Consider the following 14,764-nt stretch of genomic DNA (forward strand, 5'->3'; position numbering starts at 1 on the left):
TCGACAAGGGCACCCCGGTTATCGAGGCCCTAGGCGATCAGCGTTTCGCCGTATTCCTCGGCGAGATGGACCGCAAGCTCGCCGCGCGGCAGGCAGACCGCCGCCGGTTCCCCGGTCGCGGGCAATAAAAAAGCGGCCCCGACGGCCGCTGGCAGGATGATGGATTTCATATCGCTCCCCTTCGTTGGAATTCCTCTATTCGACCACCTGGATGCTGAACCAGGTGGAGGCATGACTTTCGATGTCGCGGCTGGCCCCGCTGTCCTGCCAGGCGACCAGCTCGAAATAATCGCCGGGCGAGACGGCCAGCACGGGCGAGACGAAGCTCTGCATGGTCCGCCCCGATTGCGCGCCGATATGCTGGAACGGGCGGCCGTCATAGGTCCCCGATCCGTTCTTCTCGACAAGGATTTCGCGGGTGCCGGAGGTATTGCTGTCCCAGCGCACCTGACCGCTCAGGATCACCTTCGAGACCCCGCTCGGCACGGTCAGGCGGCTGTTGTTGGTGGAATTATCGTGAAAGCTGTCGGTATCGTAGCCTTCGCTGTTCCAGCTGAGCGCCGTGTTCGTGTTGTTGGAAATGCTCTGGTTCGCGCTTTTGGTCACCAGTGCGCCGGAATGGCTGCCGCCCCCGCCTCCGGCCGAGGTGCTGTCGGTGAGCGCCAGCACGTCGGTTCCGTCGCAGTAGAAAAGCCGGGTATCGCCATCCAGCGCCTGCCCCGCCGCGCCCGACGCGGTCTTGACCGTCGCCGTCTGGCCGCTCGCGTTGGTCACCATGAAGGGCCGCTTGATCGCGGGCACGATGAAGTTGAAGGCACCCGACGGCGTGCCGCCGATGACATGATGCCAGGCCTCCCGGAATTCGGCAGAGCCCATCTCGCGGCCATGCCGTCGTAGAGATGGGAGGATTTGGACGGATCGTTCATGAGTACATATCCCGTTGTGATTTCTGACTGAACTCTGTAAGCGTGTTAAAGGCCTCGCAGACGGCATCGACCTGATCGTCATGGCGGCCGGCGGGGAAATTCTCGAGCTCGCCGAGGAAGTCGGCGTTCCAGGGGCCCGCGACCAGCCGGACATTGCCCGCCTCGGCCTGCGCCGAAAACGGCATGGCGCGGACGGTCTTGCTGCCGGTCACCGGCTGGCTTTTTACCCGGAAACCCGCCAGCAGCCGGATCAGCGCCTGCACCTGCGCCTTGCCCGCCTGTCCGGGATCCTGCGGCAGGGCGACGGTCGTCTCCCGCCCGTCGCTTTGCGCGAGGTTGCGGATGGCCCGCTCGACATCGTTCGGCGTGCCCTGCAGGCGCTCGACATGCTCGACATAGAAAAGGCCGTTCGCATCGCGGGCAAGCCGCACCCCGGCGGTCCAGTCGGGCCGCGCGCCCGGCTCCGAATGGCTGCCCGCAAGGTCCCATCCGCGCACCCGCCGCGCCTCGGCTGGGGCGGCGGCGATAACCGGAAACCAGCTCCGGCGGAAATAATCGCCCGCCGCCGGGCGGATTTTCCAGTTACCCGAGAGCAACCGTTCGCGGTCCACCGTCGGCAGCGCCGCGAGATTGGCGCGATAGCCCGGGTCCTTCTCCATCAGGATCGCGTTGTCCTCGATTCGCGCGGCGATGAAGGTCACCGATTTCGCGGTTTTCCCCCGATGCGCCGCCTCCAGCGCGCGTTTGTCGTCGCCCCAGACGAGGCTGTCGTCGTCGCGAACGAACCAGCGCAGCCTGCCCGACCGCCCGGGGACCGGATAGCCCGTCTCCGGGTCGATCCACCAGCGGATGAAATCGGCAACCCAACTATCGGCGTCCGGATTGCAGGTCGCCCGCACATACGGCGCCGCCCCACCAACGGAGCGGTTACGGCTCAAGAGGTAAAAAAACTGGCTCTCGGTGAAATGGGTGAGCTCGTCAAAGCCGAGAAAAGCGAGTTCCGTGCCCTGCCAGTCATATTTGTTCTTCTCATGCTCAAGATGGCCGAAGCTGATCGACGCGCCGCCGGGAAAGCTCCAGGAAAGGTCCGTCTCCCGGGACTTGCCGCCGATCGCGCCATAGAGGCCGCAGGCGGCATCCCAGAGCCCGCCCTCGTTCTTCACCTGTTTCGAGGTGCGGCGGAAGATCACCGCCCGGAACCCCGGCATCGTCATATGACGGAGCGGTTCCAGCAGCAGGGCGAAGCTCTTGCCCCCGCCCGCCGCGCCGCCGTAGATGGCGATATCGGCGGGCGTGGAGAGGAACATCTCCTGCGGCCCCGGCTGCGGTTTAATCTCGGCCATTGCGCGGGATATACAGACGCGGCGTGAACAGGTTTTGCTTGCCCTTGTCATTGGCCGCCGATCCGTCGCCATACTGCGCCGGCGCGAAATGCGTCATCAGCCATTTGCGCGTATCGATGCGGAGCTTGGCGCGGGCGAGATCTTCCTTCTGGGCGGCGGCATCGGACGCATTGTCATTGGCGTTATCGGCAATTTCGAGAATTTCACCGGCGAAGACATCGGCGATGAAGCGGCGCACCGTCTCCTCCTCCTTGCGTTGAAAGACGGACCCGAGAAGCGCGACGATATCGACAATGCGGCCGGCGCGACGGATTTCCTCCAATAAGGGAATTGCCGTACTGCGCCGCCAGATCTTGTTGTAGAGCGTGGATTTCAGGGAGTCGATGGTGGCCATGAAAATACCTTCAATTTTCCGAAGAATATTCTAAATTCAATTTATAAGTGTTTTATTCAACCGGAGAATCCGGCATCAGGAAGATCGATTGCACAAGAAAATGGGGAATATCGTCAATAATACTGACGTATTTAGATGCATAAACTTTGGTTTTTTCGCAGTTTTAGGCGGAAATGAAAAAGGCCCACAGAAATTTTTAATTTCCATGGGCCGACTTTCCGACTATGGGATTTATTTTAGATTATTGTTCCCCGTATTTCAATCACTTTCTCGTATGAAGTGTTTTTTTTCACGCCTGCCGATAAAAATCAAGGCTCTTCAACAGACTATCCTTGGCGAAGCCGTTCCGCTTCTGGCGTTCACGGTCCACCGTCCGGCAGCTTTTCCCGAAGACGACGATGTCAAGAATGGCGGAGAGCGGCAGCCCTTCCTGCCGCACTCTCACCGCCCAGCGGGTGAACCGCTGCATGATTTCCATCTCCCGGTCCTGCGGGTTGCCGGTGGCCGGCGGCTGCCAGGTAAAGGACTGCGTTCGCATGCCAAGGCCGGAGGTGCGCAAGTGAAAGCCGAGCGCGATCAGCTCGCAAAAGCGCATTTGCTCGTCGGAAAGCACGGAAAAAACCCGATGCCCGGAGGACCGCCTCATGCGCCGCCGGTCGATCGCCGGGTTGGCGACCGGGCGCCGGGGCCGCGCCGTCACGGCCGAGTTCATCGTCACTGTCAGCGCGGGGCGTTCTCCCCCCGTTGGCGGACCGGAAACTCCTCCCCTTTGGCGAACGCCGGATATCTTTACTGTCATATTCCCTCTCAATCATGAATAGCTGGTTGTACAAAACGATAAATGTCCAGCCACGGGGGGCGTTCTGCCGATCCTGTGGTGCCTTTGCTATAGTCGGAAAGATGTCCACGCGCGCAGAATCTGAGGCGCGGGAGACGGGAAGCGGAGGAACAATTCTGCTGGAGAAAAAATCAGAATACAAAATCAAATAGCAGTAAATCTATAAACGGTTTTTTGAATACATATAAATACTATTTATAGTATAGCCCATTCATCAATTCCCGTCAATATATTGGTCCGGCGCCATCCGGAGCGCGAAAAATCCCCGTCGCGGCCGGTCGCCGGATTTATTTCCGCCTCGACGCTTGACGCACCAAGGGTAAATTGCCAGATTAACACTAATACGATGGTAATTAGAAAGAACCACATACCCCGCCATGGAAATCCGCAAAGACTTTATCGACAGCATCGGCAATACGCCGCTTATCCGCCTGACCGCCGCCTCGAAGGCGACCGGTTGTGACATTTACGGCAAGGCCGAATTCCTCAATCCCGGTGGCTCCGTGAAGGACCGCGCGGCGCTGGCCATTGTCAAGGACGCCGAGGCGAAGGGCCTTCTGAAACCGGGTGGGCTGATCGTCGAGGGGACGGCCGGCAATACCGGCATCGGCCTCGCGCTGGTGGCCAACGCCAAGGGCTACAAGACCGTCATCGTCATGCCGGAAACCCAGACCGACGAGAAGAAGGCGCTGCTGCGCTATTGCGGAGCGGATCTCCGTCTCGTCCCGGCGAAACCCTACAAGGATCCGGACAACTACATCAAATATTCCGGCCGCCTGGCGGAGGAACTGGCAAAAACCCATCCGGGCGGCGCCATCTGGGCCAACCAGTTCGACAATGTCGCCAACCGCCAGGGCCATATCGACACCACGGGGCCGGAAATCTGGGACCAGACCGATGGCAAGGTCGACGGCTTCATATGCGCGGTCGGCAGCGGCGGCACCCTTGCGGGGGTCGCGACGGCGCTCCGGGCGAAGAATCCGGCGATCAAGATCGGTCTTGCCGATCCCATGGGCGCGGCGCTCTATAACTATTACAAAAACGGCGAGCTCAAATCCGAGGGCAGCTCGATCACCGAAGGAATCGGCCAGGGCCGCATCACCGCCAATCTCGAAGGGCTCACCATCGACCATCCCTTCCAGATCGACGATGTCGAGGCGCTCGACGTGCTCTATGACCTCAATATCCATGAGGGGCTGCAGCTCGGCCTCTCGACCGGCATCAATGTCGCCGGGGCGATTCGCATGGCGAAGGAGATGGGCCCGGGTCATACGATTGTCACTGTTCTGTGCGATACCGCGCAAAAATACTTTAGTAAGCTGATGGACATTGATATGCTCAAAGGAAAGAACCTGCCGGTTGCCCCCTGGCTCTCCGGCAAAAGCTAAAAAAAACCCGGAGCCTGTCATGACCCTGCCCCTGTTTCGCGACGACGCCTATCTTACCCGAACGGCTGCGAAGGTGACCGGCGTCACTGAGCGCGGCGGCATCCTTCTCGACCGGACTGTCTTCTACCCGACCGGCGGCGGCCAGCTGGGCGATCGCGGCCGCCTGATCCTGGCGGGCGGCACGGAGATCGAGATCGCGACGGCGGTCAAGGGGGAGACACCGGACGAGATCGTCCATATCCCGGCCGAGGGCAGCGACTTGCCGCCGGTTGGCGCGGAGGTGACCGCGGAAATTGACTGGCCCACCCGGCATCGGTATATGCGCATGCATAGCTGCCTGCATCTGCTCTCGGCGGTGCTGCCCTACCCGGTGACCGGCGGGCAGGTCTCCGACGGCAAGGGGCGGCTCGATTTCGACCTGCCCGAGGCGACGCTCGACAAGGAAGAGATCACGACGGAGCTCAACCGGATCATCGGCGAAAACCATGAGGTGACGAGCGACTGGATCTCGGAAGAGGAACTGGACGCCAAGCCGGACCTTGTGAAAACCATGTCCGTGCAGCCGCCGCGCGGCGCGGGCCGCATCCGCCTGATCCGGGTGGCGGGCGTCGATCTGCAACCCTGCGGCGGGACGCATGTGCGCAATACCTCGGAGATCGGCAATGTCCGGGTCCGGAAGATCGAGAAGAAGGGCCGGCAGAACCGTCGGGTGTCGCTGGAATTTGTTGACTGACTCTCGGCCGGGACGGCTGAATAAGGTGAAAAGAGAAATATGGCTTATGTAAACCCAACCTCGCTTGTCTCTACCGAATGGCTGGCGGAGCATGCCGCCGCCCCCGATGTCCGCATCGTCGATGCGTCCTGGCATATGCCGGCGACGGGGCGCAATCCGCGCGCCGAATATGACGCCGAGCATATCCCGAACGCCGTTTTCTTCGATATCGACGAGATTGCCGATACCGACAACCCGCTGCCGCATATGGTGCCGAGCCCGGAGAAATTTTCCTCCCGCATGCGCAAGCTCGGCCTTGGCGACGGCAACCGGATCGTCGTCTATGATACCATCGGCAATGTCAGCGCCGCCCGCGCCTGGTGGCTCCTGCGCCTGTTCGGCCATCAGGATGTCGCCATCCTCGACGGTGGCCTGCCCAAATGGAAGGCGGAGGGGCGCCCGGTCGATGATCTGCCGGTCAAACCCGCTGAGCGGCATTTCACCTCCCGTATCAACAGCTTCCTGCTGCGCGAAAAGGACCAGGTGGCGCGCAATATCGCGGCCTCCCGCGAGCAGGTGCTGGACGCCCGTTCTGCCGGCCGGTTTGCCGGCACGGACCCCGAACCGCGCGAAGGGTTGCGCGGCGGACATATCCCCGGATCGATAAACCTGCCCTACACGGAACTGCTCAATCCGGAGGACGGCACCTTCAAAAATCCCAACGCACTGCGTGCAGCTTATGATAGCGCAGGAGTTGATTTTAAGAAACCTGTGATTACATCTTGCGGGTCGGGCATCACCGCCTGTGTCCTTGCCTTCGGCCTGCATCTGCTGGGTCATCATCGCGTTGCCGTCTATGACGGCTCCTGGACGGAGTGGGGGTTCGACGAAAGTCTGCCAGTTGAAACCGGGAAGTAGCCATGGCCCTCAAACGCCCGCCGGTGCCGACCCCCTCGGGGAGATGGCCCGTGATCATCACCTTTCTCGAGATGACGGAGCGGCACCGCGCCGCGCCCCTGCCGCCGCCCGCCCTGCCCCATGCCATCATCCGCGCGGAAAAGCCGACGGTCTCCTTCTACCGCTATCTCTATGACGCTGTCGGGCGGGACTGGGGCTGGATCGACCGCAAGCGGATTTCCGACGACGAGCTGAAAGCGATTCTCACGGCGGAGACGACAGAAGTCTATGTTCTCTATATCCGCGGGGTTCCGGCGGGATATGTCGAGCTTAACAGCGAGAACCTGCCCGAGGTCGTCGATATCGCCTATTTCGGCATTGTCCCGGAATTTATCGGCATGCGGCTTGGCCCCTGGTTCCTGAAATGGGCGCTGGAGGAGGCCTGGCTGAAGGATCCGGCGCGGGTTACCGTCAATACCTGCACGCTGGATCATCCGAAAGCCCTGCCGATGTATCAGCGCGCCGGCTTCGTGCCGATCCGCCGCCGCGAGCTCGAGATCGACCCGATCGAGGACTGATCGCCGCCGGTCCTCGCGAAAAGGGTGCGCATCGCCTTCATTGACCCCGGCCTCATATCACTTTATACTGATATATATGTCCGCTGTCACCCTGCGGAGGGCTTCCGATGACACCGTTGACCGATCGACTACGCGCTTCCCTTTTCCCCGTCCTGGCGGCGGCCGGGATTTCCCTTGCCGCCCTGCCCGCCGTCGCCGCGCCGCAAATCCTTGCGGTCGCCCAGACGGACCTCAAACTGCCGGTGCTGTGCGAGGCCGGGGAATGCACGGTGGAGCTCACCACCATCTGTTTGCAGGAGCATCGCGCCTCCCCCAATGTCGGTGAGGGATATTATGTCCATGGCGATAAATTCTTCGAGCTGACGGGCCGGACGGCGGCCGGGCAGGAAATTCCGCTCGACCATCTGCCGCTCGCCATCACCGCGGCGCGCGGCCATAACGCGGTCCGCCTCGCCTTCCGCGAAAGCCGGATCGCGAAATACGGCCCGCTCGACATCACGATTTCAGTGCCGGCGAATCTCTCCCTCGTGCCGCTTCCCATCCGCGGCGACGTGAAGCCGCAGACGGAGGAGGATATCCTGCTGGCGACCGGGCCGCTGCGCGACCTGGCGACGGAGATGGTCGATCGCGACAGCAACAAGCGCGATGCGGCGGAACTGATCAGCCAGGCCATCAACCGCCTGCCGGTCCGTGGCCGGGCAAGCGATGAGGACCGGCTCGCCGTCCGCGCCGCCTATCAGGGCATCATGGAAACCTCCGGCTTTGCAAGCGGCGCCAAGGACAATGCCAACGCCGTGGTCCGGGAATGCTTTGACCGCACTATCGCCGGCAGCCTCAGTTTCCGCGGCTGCCTCGGCAGCTGGCACGACCGGATGATCGGCAAGCTCAACACCAAATACTGGAACGCCCTTAAAGCCGGAAGCTGATTATCAGCGGACGCAAAAAAACCCGGCGTACTCCCCCGCCGGGTTTTTTCCTTTTTCTGAAGGGTCTAATTAAGCTCACATTGCTCCAATCTCGATGAAAACATGCTGCCGGGCATGTCCAGCAAATCAATGTTCATATTTGCTTCCTTCACGACCTTGGCTTGGATCACTGCTTCTCTGGGGAGATTGTTATTGCGCCACAACCAATCTGCCACTTGATACCAGTCCCAGAGAGGGTGCTTCGATGTAACCTTGGCCGCCGGAAGAGGAAAACCTTCCAGCCTCTCGCCCTTGATGTAGTATGAAATGGCTTGCTTACTTAAATCCGAGCGTTCCGCGATCTCCGACAGGCTTACCAGATAGTCAGGTTCAATCCGCTCGATTTTCAGCCCGGTCTGATGAAGCTGGGAACAAGCTGAAGCAATGGCTTTTGCGAAGGACTCCGCTTCCCTTTCAAATTCGGCAATAATCACGCCTTTCTGAAACGATAAAGTGGCATCGTCACAGCCGGCTTCGAAAACAGCGTTCACGAAGTCATCATCTTCGATACTCCGACCGGAGGCAATGATAGAGAATTCAAATGTTTTCATAATCAATTCTCCTTCTCACTATGCGGACAACGATCCACGGCTCTCATAATATTCTTTGCATGATTTTGCGCATTTCTCGGCGTCGACCACACAGAAAGTATGCACCCCTCTCTGTCATGAAAATAACAATATAGCCTGCCCCAGGCATGCCCTTTGGATAATTTGACAGTCCAGCCATTCAATTCAGCATAACTAACAGCATTTTCAATATGCTTGTCTGGATGTCTTGGTCTAGTCACGCGACAACACCGAATATAATTCAATGTTTACATTTGTCAACATCATATCAACGCATTGTTTATGAAACATTAACAGAGACAAAAGCTAAATTGAATACTATATTAAATAGAATAATCGGTATATCAATACGCAAAAAAACCCGGCGTACTCCCCCGCCGGGTTTTTTCTGGCACGTGCAGTAGCGCCTATGCGTTATGCAGGATCTGGCTGAGGAACAGCTGGGTGCGTTCGCTTTGCGGGTTCTCGAAGAACTCGGTCGGCGGCGCCTGCTCGATAATCTCGCCGGCATCCATGAAGATCACCCTGTCGGCGACGGTCTTCGCGAAGCCCATTTCATGGGTCACGCAGATCATGGTCATGCCCTCCTCGGCGAGGCTGATCATGGTGTCCAGCACCTCGGAGATCATTTCCGGGTCCAGCGCCGATGTCGGCTCATCGAACAGCATGATGCGCGGGTTCATGCAGAGCGAGCGGGCAATCGCCACGCGCTGCTGCTGTCCGCCGGAGAGCTGGCCCGGATATTTCAGCGCCTGCTCCGGGATTTTCACCCGTTCCAGGAACTTCATCGCCGTGGCCTCGGCCTCCGCCTTCGGGGTCTTGCGCACCCAGATCGGCGCCAGCGTGCAATTCTCCAGAACCGTCAGATGCGGGAACAGGTTGAAATGCTGGAAGACCATCCCCACCTCGCGGCGGATTTCGTCGATCTTCTTCACATCGTTGGTCAGTTCGATCCCGTCGACAATGATCTGGCCCTGCTGATGTTCCTCCAGCCGGTTGATGCAGCGGATCATCGTCGATTTGCCCGAGCCCGAGGGCCCGCAGACAACGATCCGCTCGCCCCGGTCAACCGTCAGGTTGATGTCTTTGAGGACATGGAACTCGCCATACCATTTGTGCATCCCGATGATCTGGATCGCAACGTCGTTTTGTGACTGAGTCTTGGCAGCTTCACTCATTTTCTCTGCCTCCTATCTTTTGTGACCGGTATGGAGCTTGTTCTCCAACCAGATGCTGTAACGTGACATACCGAAGCAGAAGACCCAGAAGACGGCGGCAACGAAGACATAGCCTTCGGTCGCCATCCCGACCCATTCCTTATCGGTGGTTCCGGCCTTGACGATGCTCAAGAGGTCCAGCAGTCCGATGATCAGCACCAGCGTCGTGTCCTTGAACAGGCCGATGAAGGTGTTGACGATGGACGGAATGGAAATCTTGAGCGCCTGCGGCAGTATGATCAGCCCCATGGCCTGCCAGTATCCGAGACCGAGGCTTTTCGCCGCCTCCATCTGGCCTTTCGGGATTGCCTGCAGGCCGCCGCGCACCACCTCGGCCATATAGGCCGCGGAGAAGAGCGACATGCCGACGAGCGCCCGGATGAGCTTGTCGAAGTTCATGCCTTCGGGCAGGAACAGCGGCAGCATGACCGAGGCCATGAACAGCACCGTGATCAACGGCACCCCGCGCACGAACTCGATAAAGCCGACGCAGAGCATGCGCACGATCGGCATGGAGGATCGCCGCCCGAGCGCCAGGACAATGCCCAGCGGCAGGGAGACGAAAATCGACACCGAGGCCAGCACCAGGGTCAGGAACAACCCGCCCCACTGCGAGGTTTCGACAACTTCCAGGCCGAAATATCCGCCCGAGAACAGGAAGAAGCAGGCCACCGGCACGAAGACGAACAGGTAAAGCGCCGGCCATTTCTTGTTCTTGACCACGTCCGACAGGACAAAGAACAGCCCGATCGCCGCCAGCACATAGCCGACATCGACCCGCCAGCGTTCCTCCACCGGGTAGAAGCCGTACATGATCTGGCCGAAGCGGGCCTTGATAAAGACCCAGCAGGCGCCCGATCCGGTGCAATCCTCCCGGGTTTCGCCGACGAAATTGGCGTTGATGAAGGCATAGGAGATGATCCCGCTCAGCGCCCAGTAGATCACATAGATCGAGACCACCGTCAAAAGCGCGTTGAGCGGACTTGAGAACAGATTCTCCCGCATCCAGCCGATCACGCCGGTCTGGCTTACAGGGGGCGGCAGATCCTCATGGCGTTCTGTTTTGACTATTGCCATCTTATCTCTCCACCAATGCAATGCGTTTGTTGTACCAGTTCATAAACATCGAAATCAGGAGGCTTATGACGAGGTAGAACAACATCGTAATGAAAATCACCTCGATCGCCTGACCGGTCTGGTTGAGCGAGGTTCCGGCGAAGATGGCCGTAATATCCGCATAGCCGATGGCGGTCGCGAGGGAGGAGTTTTTCGTGAGGTTCAGATATTGGCTGGTCAGCGGCGGAACGATCACCCGGAGCGCCTGCGGCAGGATCACCAACCGCATCGTCATGCCCGGGCGAACGCCGAGCGAATGCGCGGCCTCCGTCTGGCCGTGACTGACCGAATTGATGCCCGAACGGACAATCTCCGCGATGAAGGCGCCGGTATAGATCGAGAGGCCCAGCAGCAGCGCCAGGAACTCAGGTTCCAGCGACCAGCCGCCCGTGATGCTGAACCGGCCGAATTCCGGATAGCTCATCGTGAAGGGCGACCCCATGACGAGCGTGGCGATCACCGGCAAAATGATGATCAGGGCAAGACTGGTCAGGAAAACCGGAAACGGCTGACCGGTCAGGTCCTGGCGCCGACGCGCCCATTTCCCGATGATGATCGACAGGACGATCGCGACCAACAGCGTCACCGGAATGACCCAGAAGCCGTTCGATGGGATGATCGCCGGGAAATTGACCCCGCGGTTATTGATAAAGAAGCTTTCGCCAAAGCGGATGCTGTCCCCGACGAGCGGCAGCACCGAAAGCACGGCGAAATACCAGAACATCAGCTGCACCAGCAGCGGGATATTGCGGATCACCTCGATATAGACGGCGGCGATCTTGTTGACGACCCAGTTTTTCGACAGCCGCAGCACGCCGAAAATGAAGCCGATGATGGTGGCCAGGAATATGCCGGACAGCGACACGGCAAGGGTATTGATGATACCGATGATCAGAACATCGAGATGGGTGGATGTCTGGCTGCTGTAATCCATCAGCAGGACGATGCCGATACCGAACCCTGACGGCTGACTTAGAAAGTTAAATCCGGACGCGATGCCACGCTTTTCCAGATTGATCGCGGTGTTGTGCCCGACGTAAGCGACAAAAAGAACGATGAGAACGATGACGAGAATCTGGTAAAAGATTGCCCGGACCCGCGGGTCTCTCAACATGCTATCGCTGGACGCCGAACCTTGTACATCTGTGGTCATACACTGTTACCTCCCCAGGCGTTGCTACAACTCTCGTTCGCTGAAAGGAAAAGAGCACATGGCTCCCGGATCAGGGGATCATGTGCTCTTTCCTCAGTTCATCAGCGAACCTGACCTTAACGCAGTGGCGGTGAGTAGAGGATACCCCCCTTGTTCCACTGGGCGTTCAGGCCCCGGGCAATGTTCAATGCCGTGCCTTCACCAAGGTTGCGGGCGAAGCTTTCGCCGTAGTTACCCACCATCTTGATGATGTTGTAGGCCCAGTCGTTGGAGAGACCGAGCTGCTGGCCGAGATCGCCGTTGACACCCAGGATACGCTGGATGCTCGGGTTCTTGGTGTTTGCCTTCAGATCGTCAACATTGGCCGAAGAGATGTTCAGCTCTTCGCCTTCGATCATCGCGTTCAGCGTCCAGCGGGCAATGTCACCCCACTGGTTGTCGCCATGACGGACGAGCGGGCCGAGCGGCTCTTTCGAGATCACTTCCGGCAGAACGATATGCGCTTCCGGATCGGCAATCACCGACCGCTGTGCATACAGACCGGACTGGTCCGTCGTATAGACGTCGCAGGTATCCTTCAGATAGGCTTCGCGAACCTCGTCAGCGGTGTCGAAAACGACCGAGTCATATTTCATGCCGTTGGCGGTGAAATAGTCGGCGAGGTTGAGTTCCGTCGTCGTACCGGACTGCACGCAGACACGCGCGCCGTCAAGTTCAAGCGCGGATTTCACGCCGAGAGCCTTTTTGACCATGAAGCCCTGACCGTCATAGTAGTTGACGCCAACGAACTCGAAACCGAGGTTGACGTCGCGGCTGAAGGTCCAGGTTGTGTTCCGGGCCAGCACGTCGATTTCACCGGACTGCAGCGCGGTGAAACGCTCCTTCGCGGTGGTCGGCGTGTATTTCACTTTGCCCGGATCGGCGAAGATGGCGGCAGCCATGGCGCGACAGAAGTCCACGTCAAAGCCTTCCCACTGACCATCGTTGTTCGGAGCGGCAAAACCCGCCAGACCTGTCGTAACACCACATTGGATGAAGCCCTTGGCTTTTACATCATCCAGGGTCGCTGCGGTCGCCGCTGTCGCCATAAAAGTTGCTGCTGTTGCGACAGCAATAAAACTCGCTTTTTTCATGAAATGACCTTCCTGTCCATTGATAACTAGTCAATTTTAATCCGGTAAATCACATACTTCTTCTAAGGTTTTAATCCTTTTTCTGAGCATTTGCGTGAATTACATTCGAAAATCACAATTTAAGTTATCATGATCTTCTAAGTCTTTGACGATAGTATTTTTGTTTCATGCGTCAATGTAAAAATTTGCTGCAATTGCGAAAAATTCGCTTTTTTGCGGGTTCCGGCGGCTGAAATTTGCCCTTTTAAGTTCGCCCCGCTTCCTATATTCACAAAGGAGAAAAAAGTAACTGCTTGGCGGGTATTATTAACATGAAAGAAGAAACAAAAATCGTCGTCGCGGGACGGCATCCGGAGGACAATTTCGGGATCGTCAACGCGCCGGTCTATCATGCCTCGACCGTTCTCTATCCGTCATTGGCGGAATTGCAGAAAACCCATGCCGCGCGCGCGGCCGGTGAACGGGTCGTTTCCTATGGCCGCATCGGCACCCCCACCACCTGGTCGCTGGAGGATGCGGTGGCCGAGCTTGAGGGTGGATACCGCGCCCAGGTTTTCCCCTCCGGCCTTGCCGCCGTCTCCCATGCGATGCTGGCCTTCCTGAAGTCCGGCGACCATCTTCTCATGACCGACAGCGTCTATGGACCGAGCCGGATTTTCTGCGACAATGTGCTGTCCCGTTTCGGCATCGAGGTGACCTATTACGACCCGCTGATCGGGGCCGGGATCGCCGATCTGATCCGCCCCGAGACCCGCCTTGTCTATGTCGAGGCGCCGGGGTCGCAAACCTTCGAGATGCAGGATATCCCGGCCATCGCGGACGTAGCGCATGCAAGGGATGCGCGGGTGATGATGGACAATACCTGGGCCTCCCCCCTCTTCTTCAAACCCTTCGATCATGGCGTCGATATCTCGATCCAGGCGGGCACCAAATATATCGTCGGCCATTCCGATGTGATGCTCGGGATCGTCACCACGACGAAGGACTGCTGGCCCGTCCTGCAGAAGGGTGCCAACATGATGGGGCAGACGGCGGGACCGGATGACGTCTATCTCGCCCAGCGCGGCATGCGCACCCTGTCGGTGCGGCTGAAACAGCATATGGTCAACGCGATTGCCGTGGCCGAATGGCTGAAGGGCCGGCCGGAGGTTCATTCGGTGCTGCATCCGGCGCTGCCCGACGATCCGGGACATGCGATCTGGAAACGCGACTTCACCGGATCGTCCGGATTGTTCTCTATGCGACTTAAGGAGGTGTCGAAAGACGCGATCGCCGCCTTCCTCGACGACCTTGAGCTGTTCGGCATGGGCTACTCCTGGGGAGGATATGAGAGCCTGATCATTCTCGCCGACCCGACCAGCTATCGGACGGCGACGACATGGGACAACACCAACCCGCTTCTCCGGCTGCATATCGGCCTTGAGGCGGTTGAGGACCTGATTGCTGATCTCGAGGCCGGGTTCAACCGCCTGAATGCGGCAAAATAGATAAAATTTATCGAATCGGCGGACAGAGTCGATTGTTTGAGGTAAAAG

The 14,764-nt window shown here is 58.8% G+C and carries 16 protein-coding genes; 6 read left to right on the forward strand and 10 right to left on the reverse strand.

Annotated features, from left to right (window positions below):
* Positions 1-29: 29 nt before the first annotated feature.
* From GQF03_RS03280 to GQF03_RS03300, 5 genes are all read right to left on the reverse strand, one after another.
* Positions 30-170, reverse strand: coding sequence for a hypothetical protein (locus GQF03_RS03280; protein ID WP_161337744.1), 141 nt, complete (start codon positions 168-170; stop codon positions 30-32).
* 25 nt (positions 171-195) lie between these two features.
* Positions 196-876, reverse strand: a complete 681-nt coding sequence (locus GQF03_RS03285; protein WP_161337745.1) for a hypothetical protein — start codon at positions 874-876, stop codon at positions 196-198.
* A gap of 46 nt (positions 877-922) precedes the next feature.
* Positions 923-2,269, reverse strand: a complete 1,347-nt coding sequence (gene terL, locus GQF03_RS03290) for a phage terminase large subunit (RefSeq protein WP_161337746.1) — start codon at positions 2,267-2,269, stop codon at positions 923-925.
* Positions 2,256-2,663, reverse strand: a complete 408-nt coding sequence (locus tag GQF03_RS03295; protein ID WP_161337747.1) for a terminase small subunit-like protein — start codon at positions 2,661-2,663, stop codon at positions 2,256-2,258. The genes terL and GQF03_RS03295 overlap by 14 nt, the downstream gene beginning before the upstream one ends.
* Positions 2,664-2,952: 289 nt before the next feature.
* Positions 2,953-3,462, reverse strand: a complete 510-nt coding sequence (locus GQF03_RS03300) for a hypothetical protein (RefSeq protein ID WP_161337748.1) — start codon at positions 3,460-3,462, stop codon at positions 2,953-2,955.
* Between the two features lie 416 nt (positions 3,463-3,878).
* Between GQF03_RS03300 and GQF03_RS03305 the strand changes: the two genes are divergently transcribed.
* The 5 genes from GQF03_RS03305 (at position 3,879) to GQF03_RS03325 (ending at position 8,002) form a co-directional block, all read left to right on the forward strand.
* Positions 3,879-4,889 carry a cysteine synthase A gene (locus GQF03_RS03305; protein WP_161337749.1) on the forward strand — a complete coding sequence of 337 codons (1,011 nt, stop codon included), beginning with the start codon at positions 3,879-3,881 and terminating at the stop codon, positions 4,887-4,889.
* Between the two features lie 19 nt (positions 4,890-4,908).
* Positions 4,909-5,622, forward strand: coding sequence for an alanyl-tRNA editing protein (locus GQF03_RS03310; protein WP_161337750.1), 714 nt, complete (start codon positions 4,909-4,911; stop codon positions 5,620-5,622).
* A gap of 39 nt (positions 5,623-5,661) precedes the next feature.
* Positions 5,662-6,519 (forward strand): 3-mercaptopyruvate sulfurtransferase, encoded by an 858-nt coding sequence (sseA, locus tag GQF03_RS03315; RefSeq protein WP_161337751.1) that lies wholly within the window; start codon positions 5,662-5,664, stop codon positions 6,517-6,519.
* A 2-nt stretch (positions 6,520-6,521) separates the two neighbouring features.
* Positions 6,522-7,076: a GNAT family N-acetyltransferase gene (locus tag GQF03_RS03320; protein ID WP_161337752.1), complete on the forward strand. Its 555-nt coding sequence runs from the start codon at positions 6,522-6,524 to the stop codon at positions 7,074-7,076.
* Between the two features lie 107 nt (positions 7,077-7,183).
* Positions 7,184-8,002 carry a hypothetical protein gene (locus tag GQF03_RS03325; protein WP_161337753.1) on the forward strand — a complete coding sequence of 273 codons (819 nt, stop codon included), beginning with the start codon at positions 7,184-7,186 and terminating at the stop codon, positions 8,000-8,002.
* Between the two features lie 65 nt (positions 8,003-8,067).
* Here GQF03_RS03325 and GQF03_RS03330 read toward each other — a convergent pair whose 3' ends face one another.
* From GQF03_RS03330 to GQF03_RS03350, 5 genes are all read right to left on the reverse strand, one after another.
* Positions 8,068-8,592, reverse strand: coding sequence for a hypothetical protein (locus GQF03_RS03330; protein WP_161337754.1), 525 nt, complete (start codon positions 8,590-8,592; stop codon positions 8,068-8,070).
* A gap of 425 nt (positions 8,593-9,017) precedes the next feature.
* Positions 9,018-9,788, reverse strand: a complete 771-nt coding sequence (locus GQF03_RS03335; protein WP_161337755.1) for an amino acid ABC transporter ATP-binding protein — start codon at positions 9,786-9,788, stop codon at positions 9,018-9,020.
* Between the two features lie 12 nt (positions 9,789-9,800).
* Positions 9,801-10,904 carry an amino acid ABC transporter permease gene (locus GQF03_RS03340; protein ID WP_161337756.1) on the reverse strand — a complete coding sequence of 368 codons (1,104 nt, stop codon included), beginning with the start codon at positions 10,902-10,904 and terminating at the stop codon, positions 9,801-9,803.
* A 1-nt stretch (position 10,905) separates the two neighbouring features.
* On the reverse strand, positions 10,906-12,096 hold the full coding sequence (locus GQF03_RS03345) for an amino acid ABC transporter permease (RefSeq protein ID WP_161337757.1): 1,191 nt from the start codon (positions 12,094-12,096) through the stop codon (positions 10,906-10,908).
* A gap of 116 nt (positions 12,097-12,212) precedes the next feature.
* Positions 12,213-13,229: a transporter substrate-binding domain-containing protein gene (locus GQF03_RS03350; protein ID WP_161337758.1), complete on the reverse strand. Its 1,017-nt coding sequence runs from the start codon at positions 13,227-13,229 to the stop codon at positions 12,213-12,215.
* Between the two features lie 311 nt (positions 13,230-13,540).
* On the opposite strand from GQF03_RS03350, the gene metC reads away from it, so the two are divergent.
* Positions 13,541-14,716: a cystathionine beta-lyase gene (gene metC, locus GQF03_RS03355; RefSeq protein WP_161337759.1), complete on the forward strand. Its 1,176-nt coding sequence runs from the start codon at positions 13,541-13,543 to the stop codon at positions 14,714-14,716.
* The last annotated feature ends 48 nt before the right edge of the window (positions 14,717-14,764 follow it).

This window comes from Sneathiella chungangensis (assembly GCF_009882935.1).
Classification (GTDB): domain Bacteria; phylum Pseudomonadota; class Alphaproteobacteria; order Sneathiellales; family Sneathiellaceae; genus Sneathiella; species Sneathiella chungangensis.

Coding starts and splice junctions, on each gene's coding strand:
- GQF03_RS03280 (WP_161337744.1), bottom strand. CDS start 170: ATGAAATCCATCATCCTGCCAGCGGCCGTCGGGGCCGCTTTTTTATTG.
- GQF03_RS03345 (WP_161337757.1), bottom strand. CDS start 12,096: ATGACCACAGATGTACAAGGTTCGGCGTCCAGCGATAGCATGTTGAGA.
- GQF03_RS03350 (WP_161337758.1), bottom strand. CDS start 13,229: ATGAAAAAAGCGAGTTTTATTGCTGTCGCAACAGCAGCAACTTTTATG.
- GQF03_RS03340 (WP_161337756.1), bottom strand. CDS start 10,904: ATGGCAATAGTCAAAACAGAACGCCATGAGGATCTGCCGCCCCCTGTA.
- GQF03_RS03320 (WP_161337752.1), top strand. CDS start 6,522: ATGGCCCTCAAACGCCCGCCGGTGCCGACCCCCTCGGGGAGATGGCCC.
- GQF03_RS03330 (WP_161337754.1), bottom strand. CDS start 8,592: ATGAAAACATTTGAATTCTCTATCATTGCCTCCGGTCGGAGTATCGAA.
- metC (WP_161337759.1), top strand. CDS start 13,541: ATGAAAGAAGAAACAAAAATCGTCGTCGCGGGACGGCATCCGGAGGAC.
- GQF03_RS03335 (WP_161337755.1), bottom strand. CDS start 9,788: ATGAGTGAAGCTGCCAAGACTCAGTCACAAAACGACGTTGCGATCCAG.
- terL (WP_161337746.1), bottom strand. CDS start 2,269: ATGGCCGAGATTAAACCGCAGCCGGGGCCGCAGGAGATGTTCCTCTCC.
- GQF03_RS03300 (WP_161337748.1), bottom strand. CDS start 3,462: ATGACAGTAAAGATATCCGGCGTTCGCCAAAGGGGAGGAGTTTCCGGT.
- GQF03_RS03310 (WP_161337750.1), top strand. CDS start 4,909: ATGACCCTGCCCCTGTTTCGCGACGACGCCTATCTTACCCGAACGGCT.
- GQF03_RS03305 (WP_161337749.1), top strand. CDS start 3,879: ATGGAAATCCGCAAAGACTTTATCGACAGCATCGGCAATACGCCGCTT.
- sseA (WP_161337751.1), top strand. CDS start 5,662: ATGGCTTATGTAAACCCAACCTCGCTTGTCTCTACCGAATGGCTGGCG.
- GQF03_RS03295 (WP_161337747.1), bottom strand. CDS start 2,663: ATGGCCACCATCGACTCCCTGAAATCCACGCTCTACAACAAGATCTGG.
- GQF03_RS03325 (WP_161337753.1), top strand. CDS start 7,184: ATGACACCGTTGACCGATCGACTACGCGCTTCCCTTTTCCCCGTCCTG.
- GQF03_RS03285 (WP_161337745.1), bottom strand. CDS start 876: ATGGGCTCTGCCGAATTCCGGGAGGCCTGGCATCATGTCATCGGCGGC.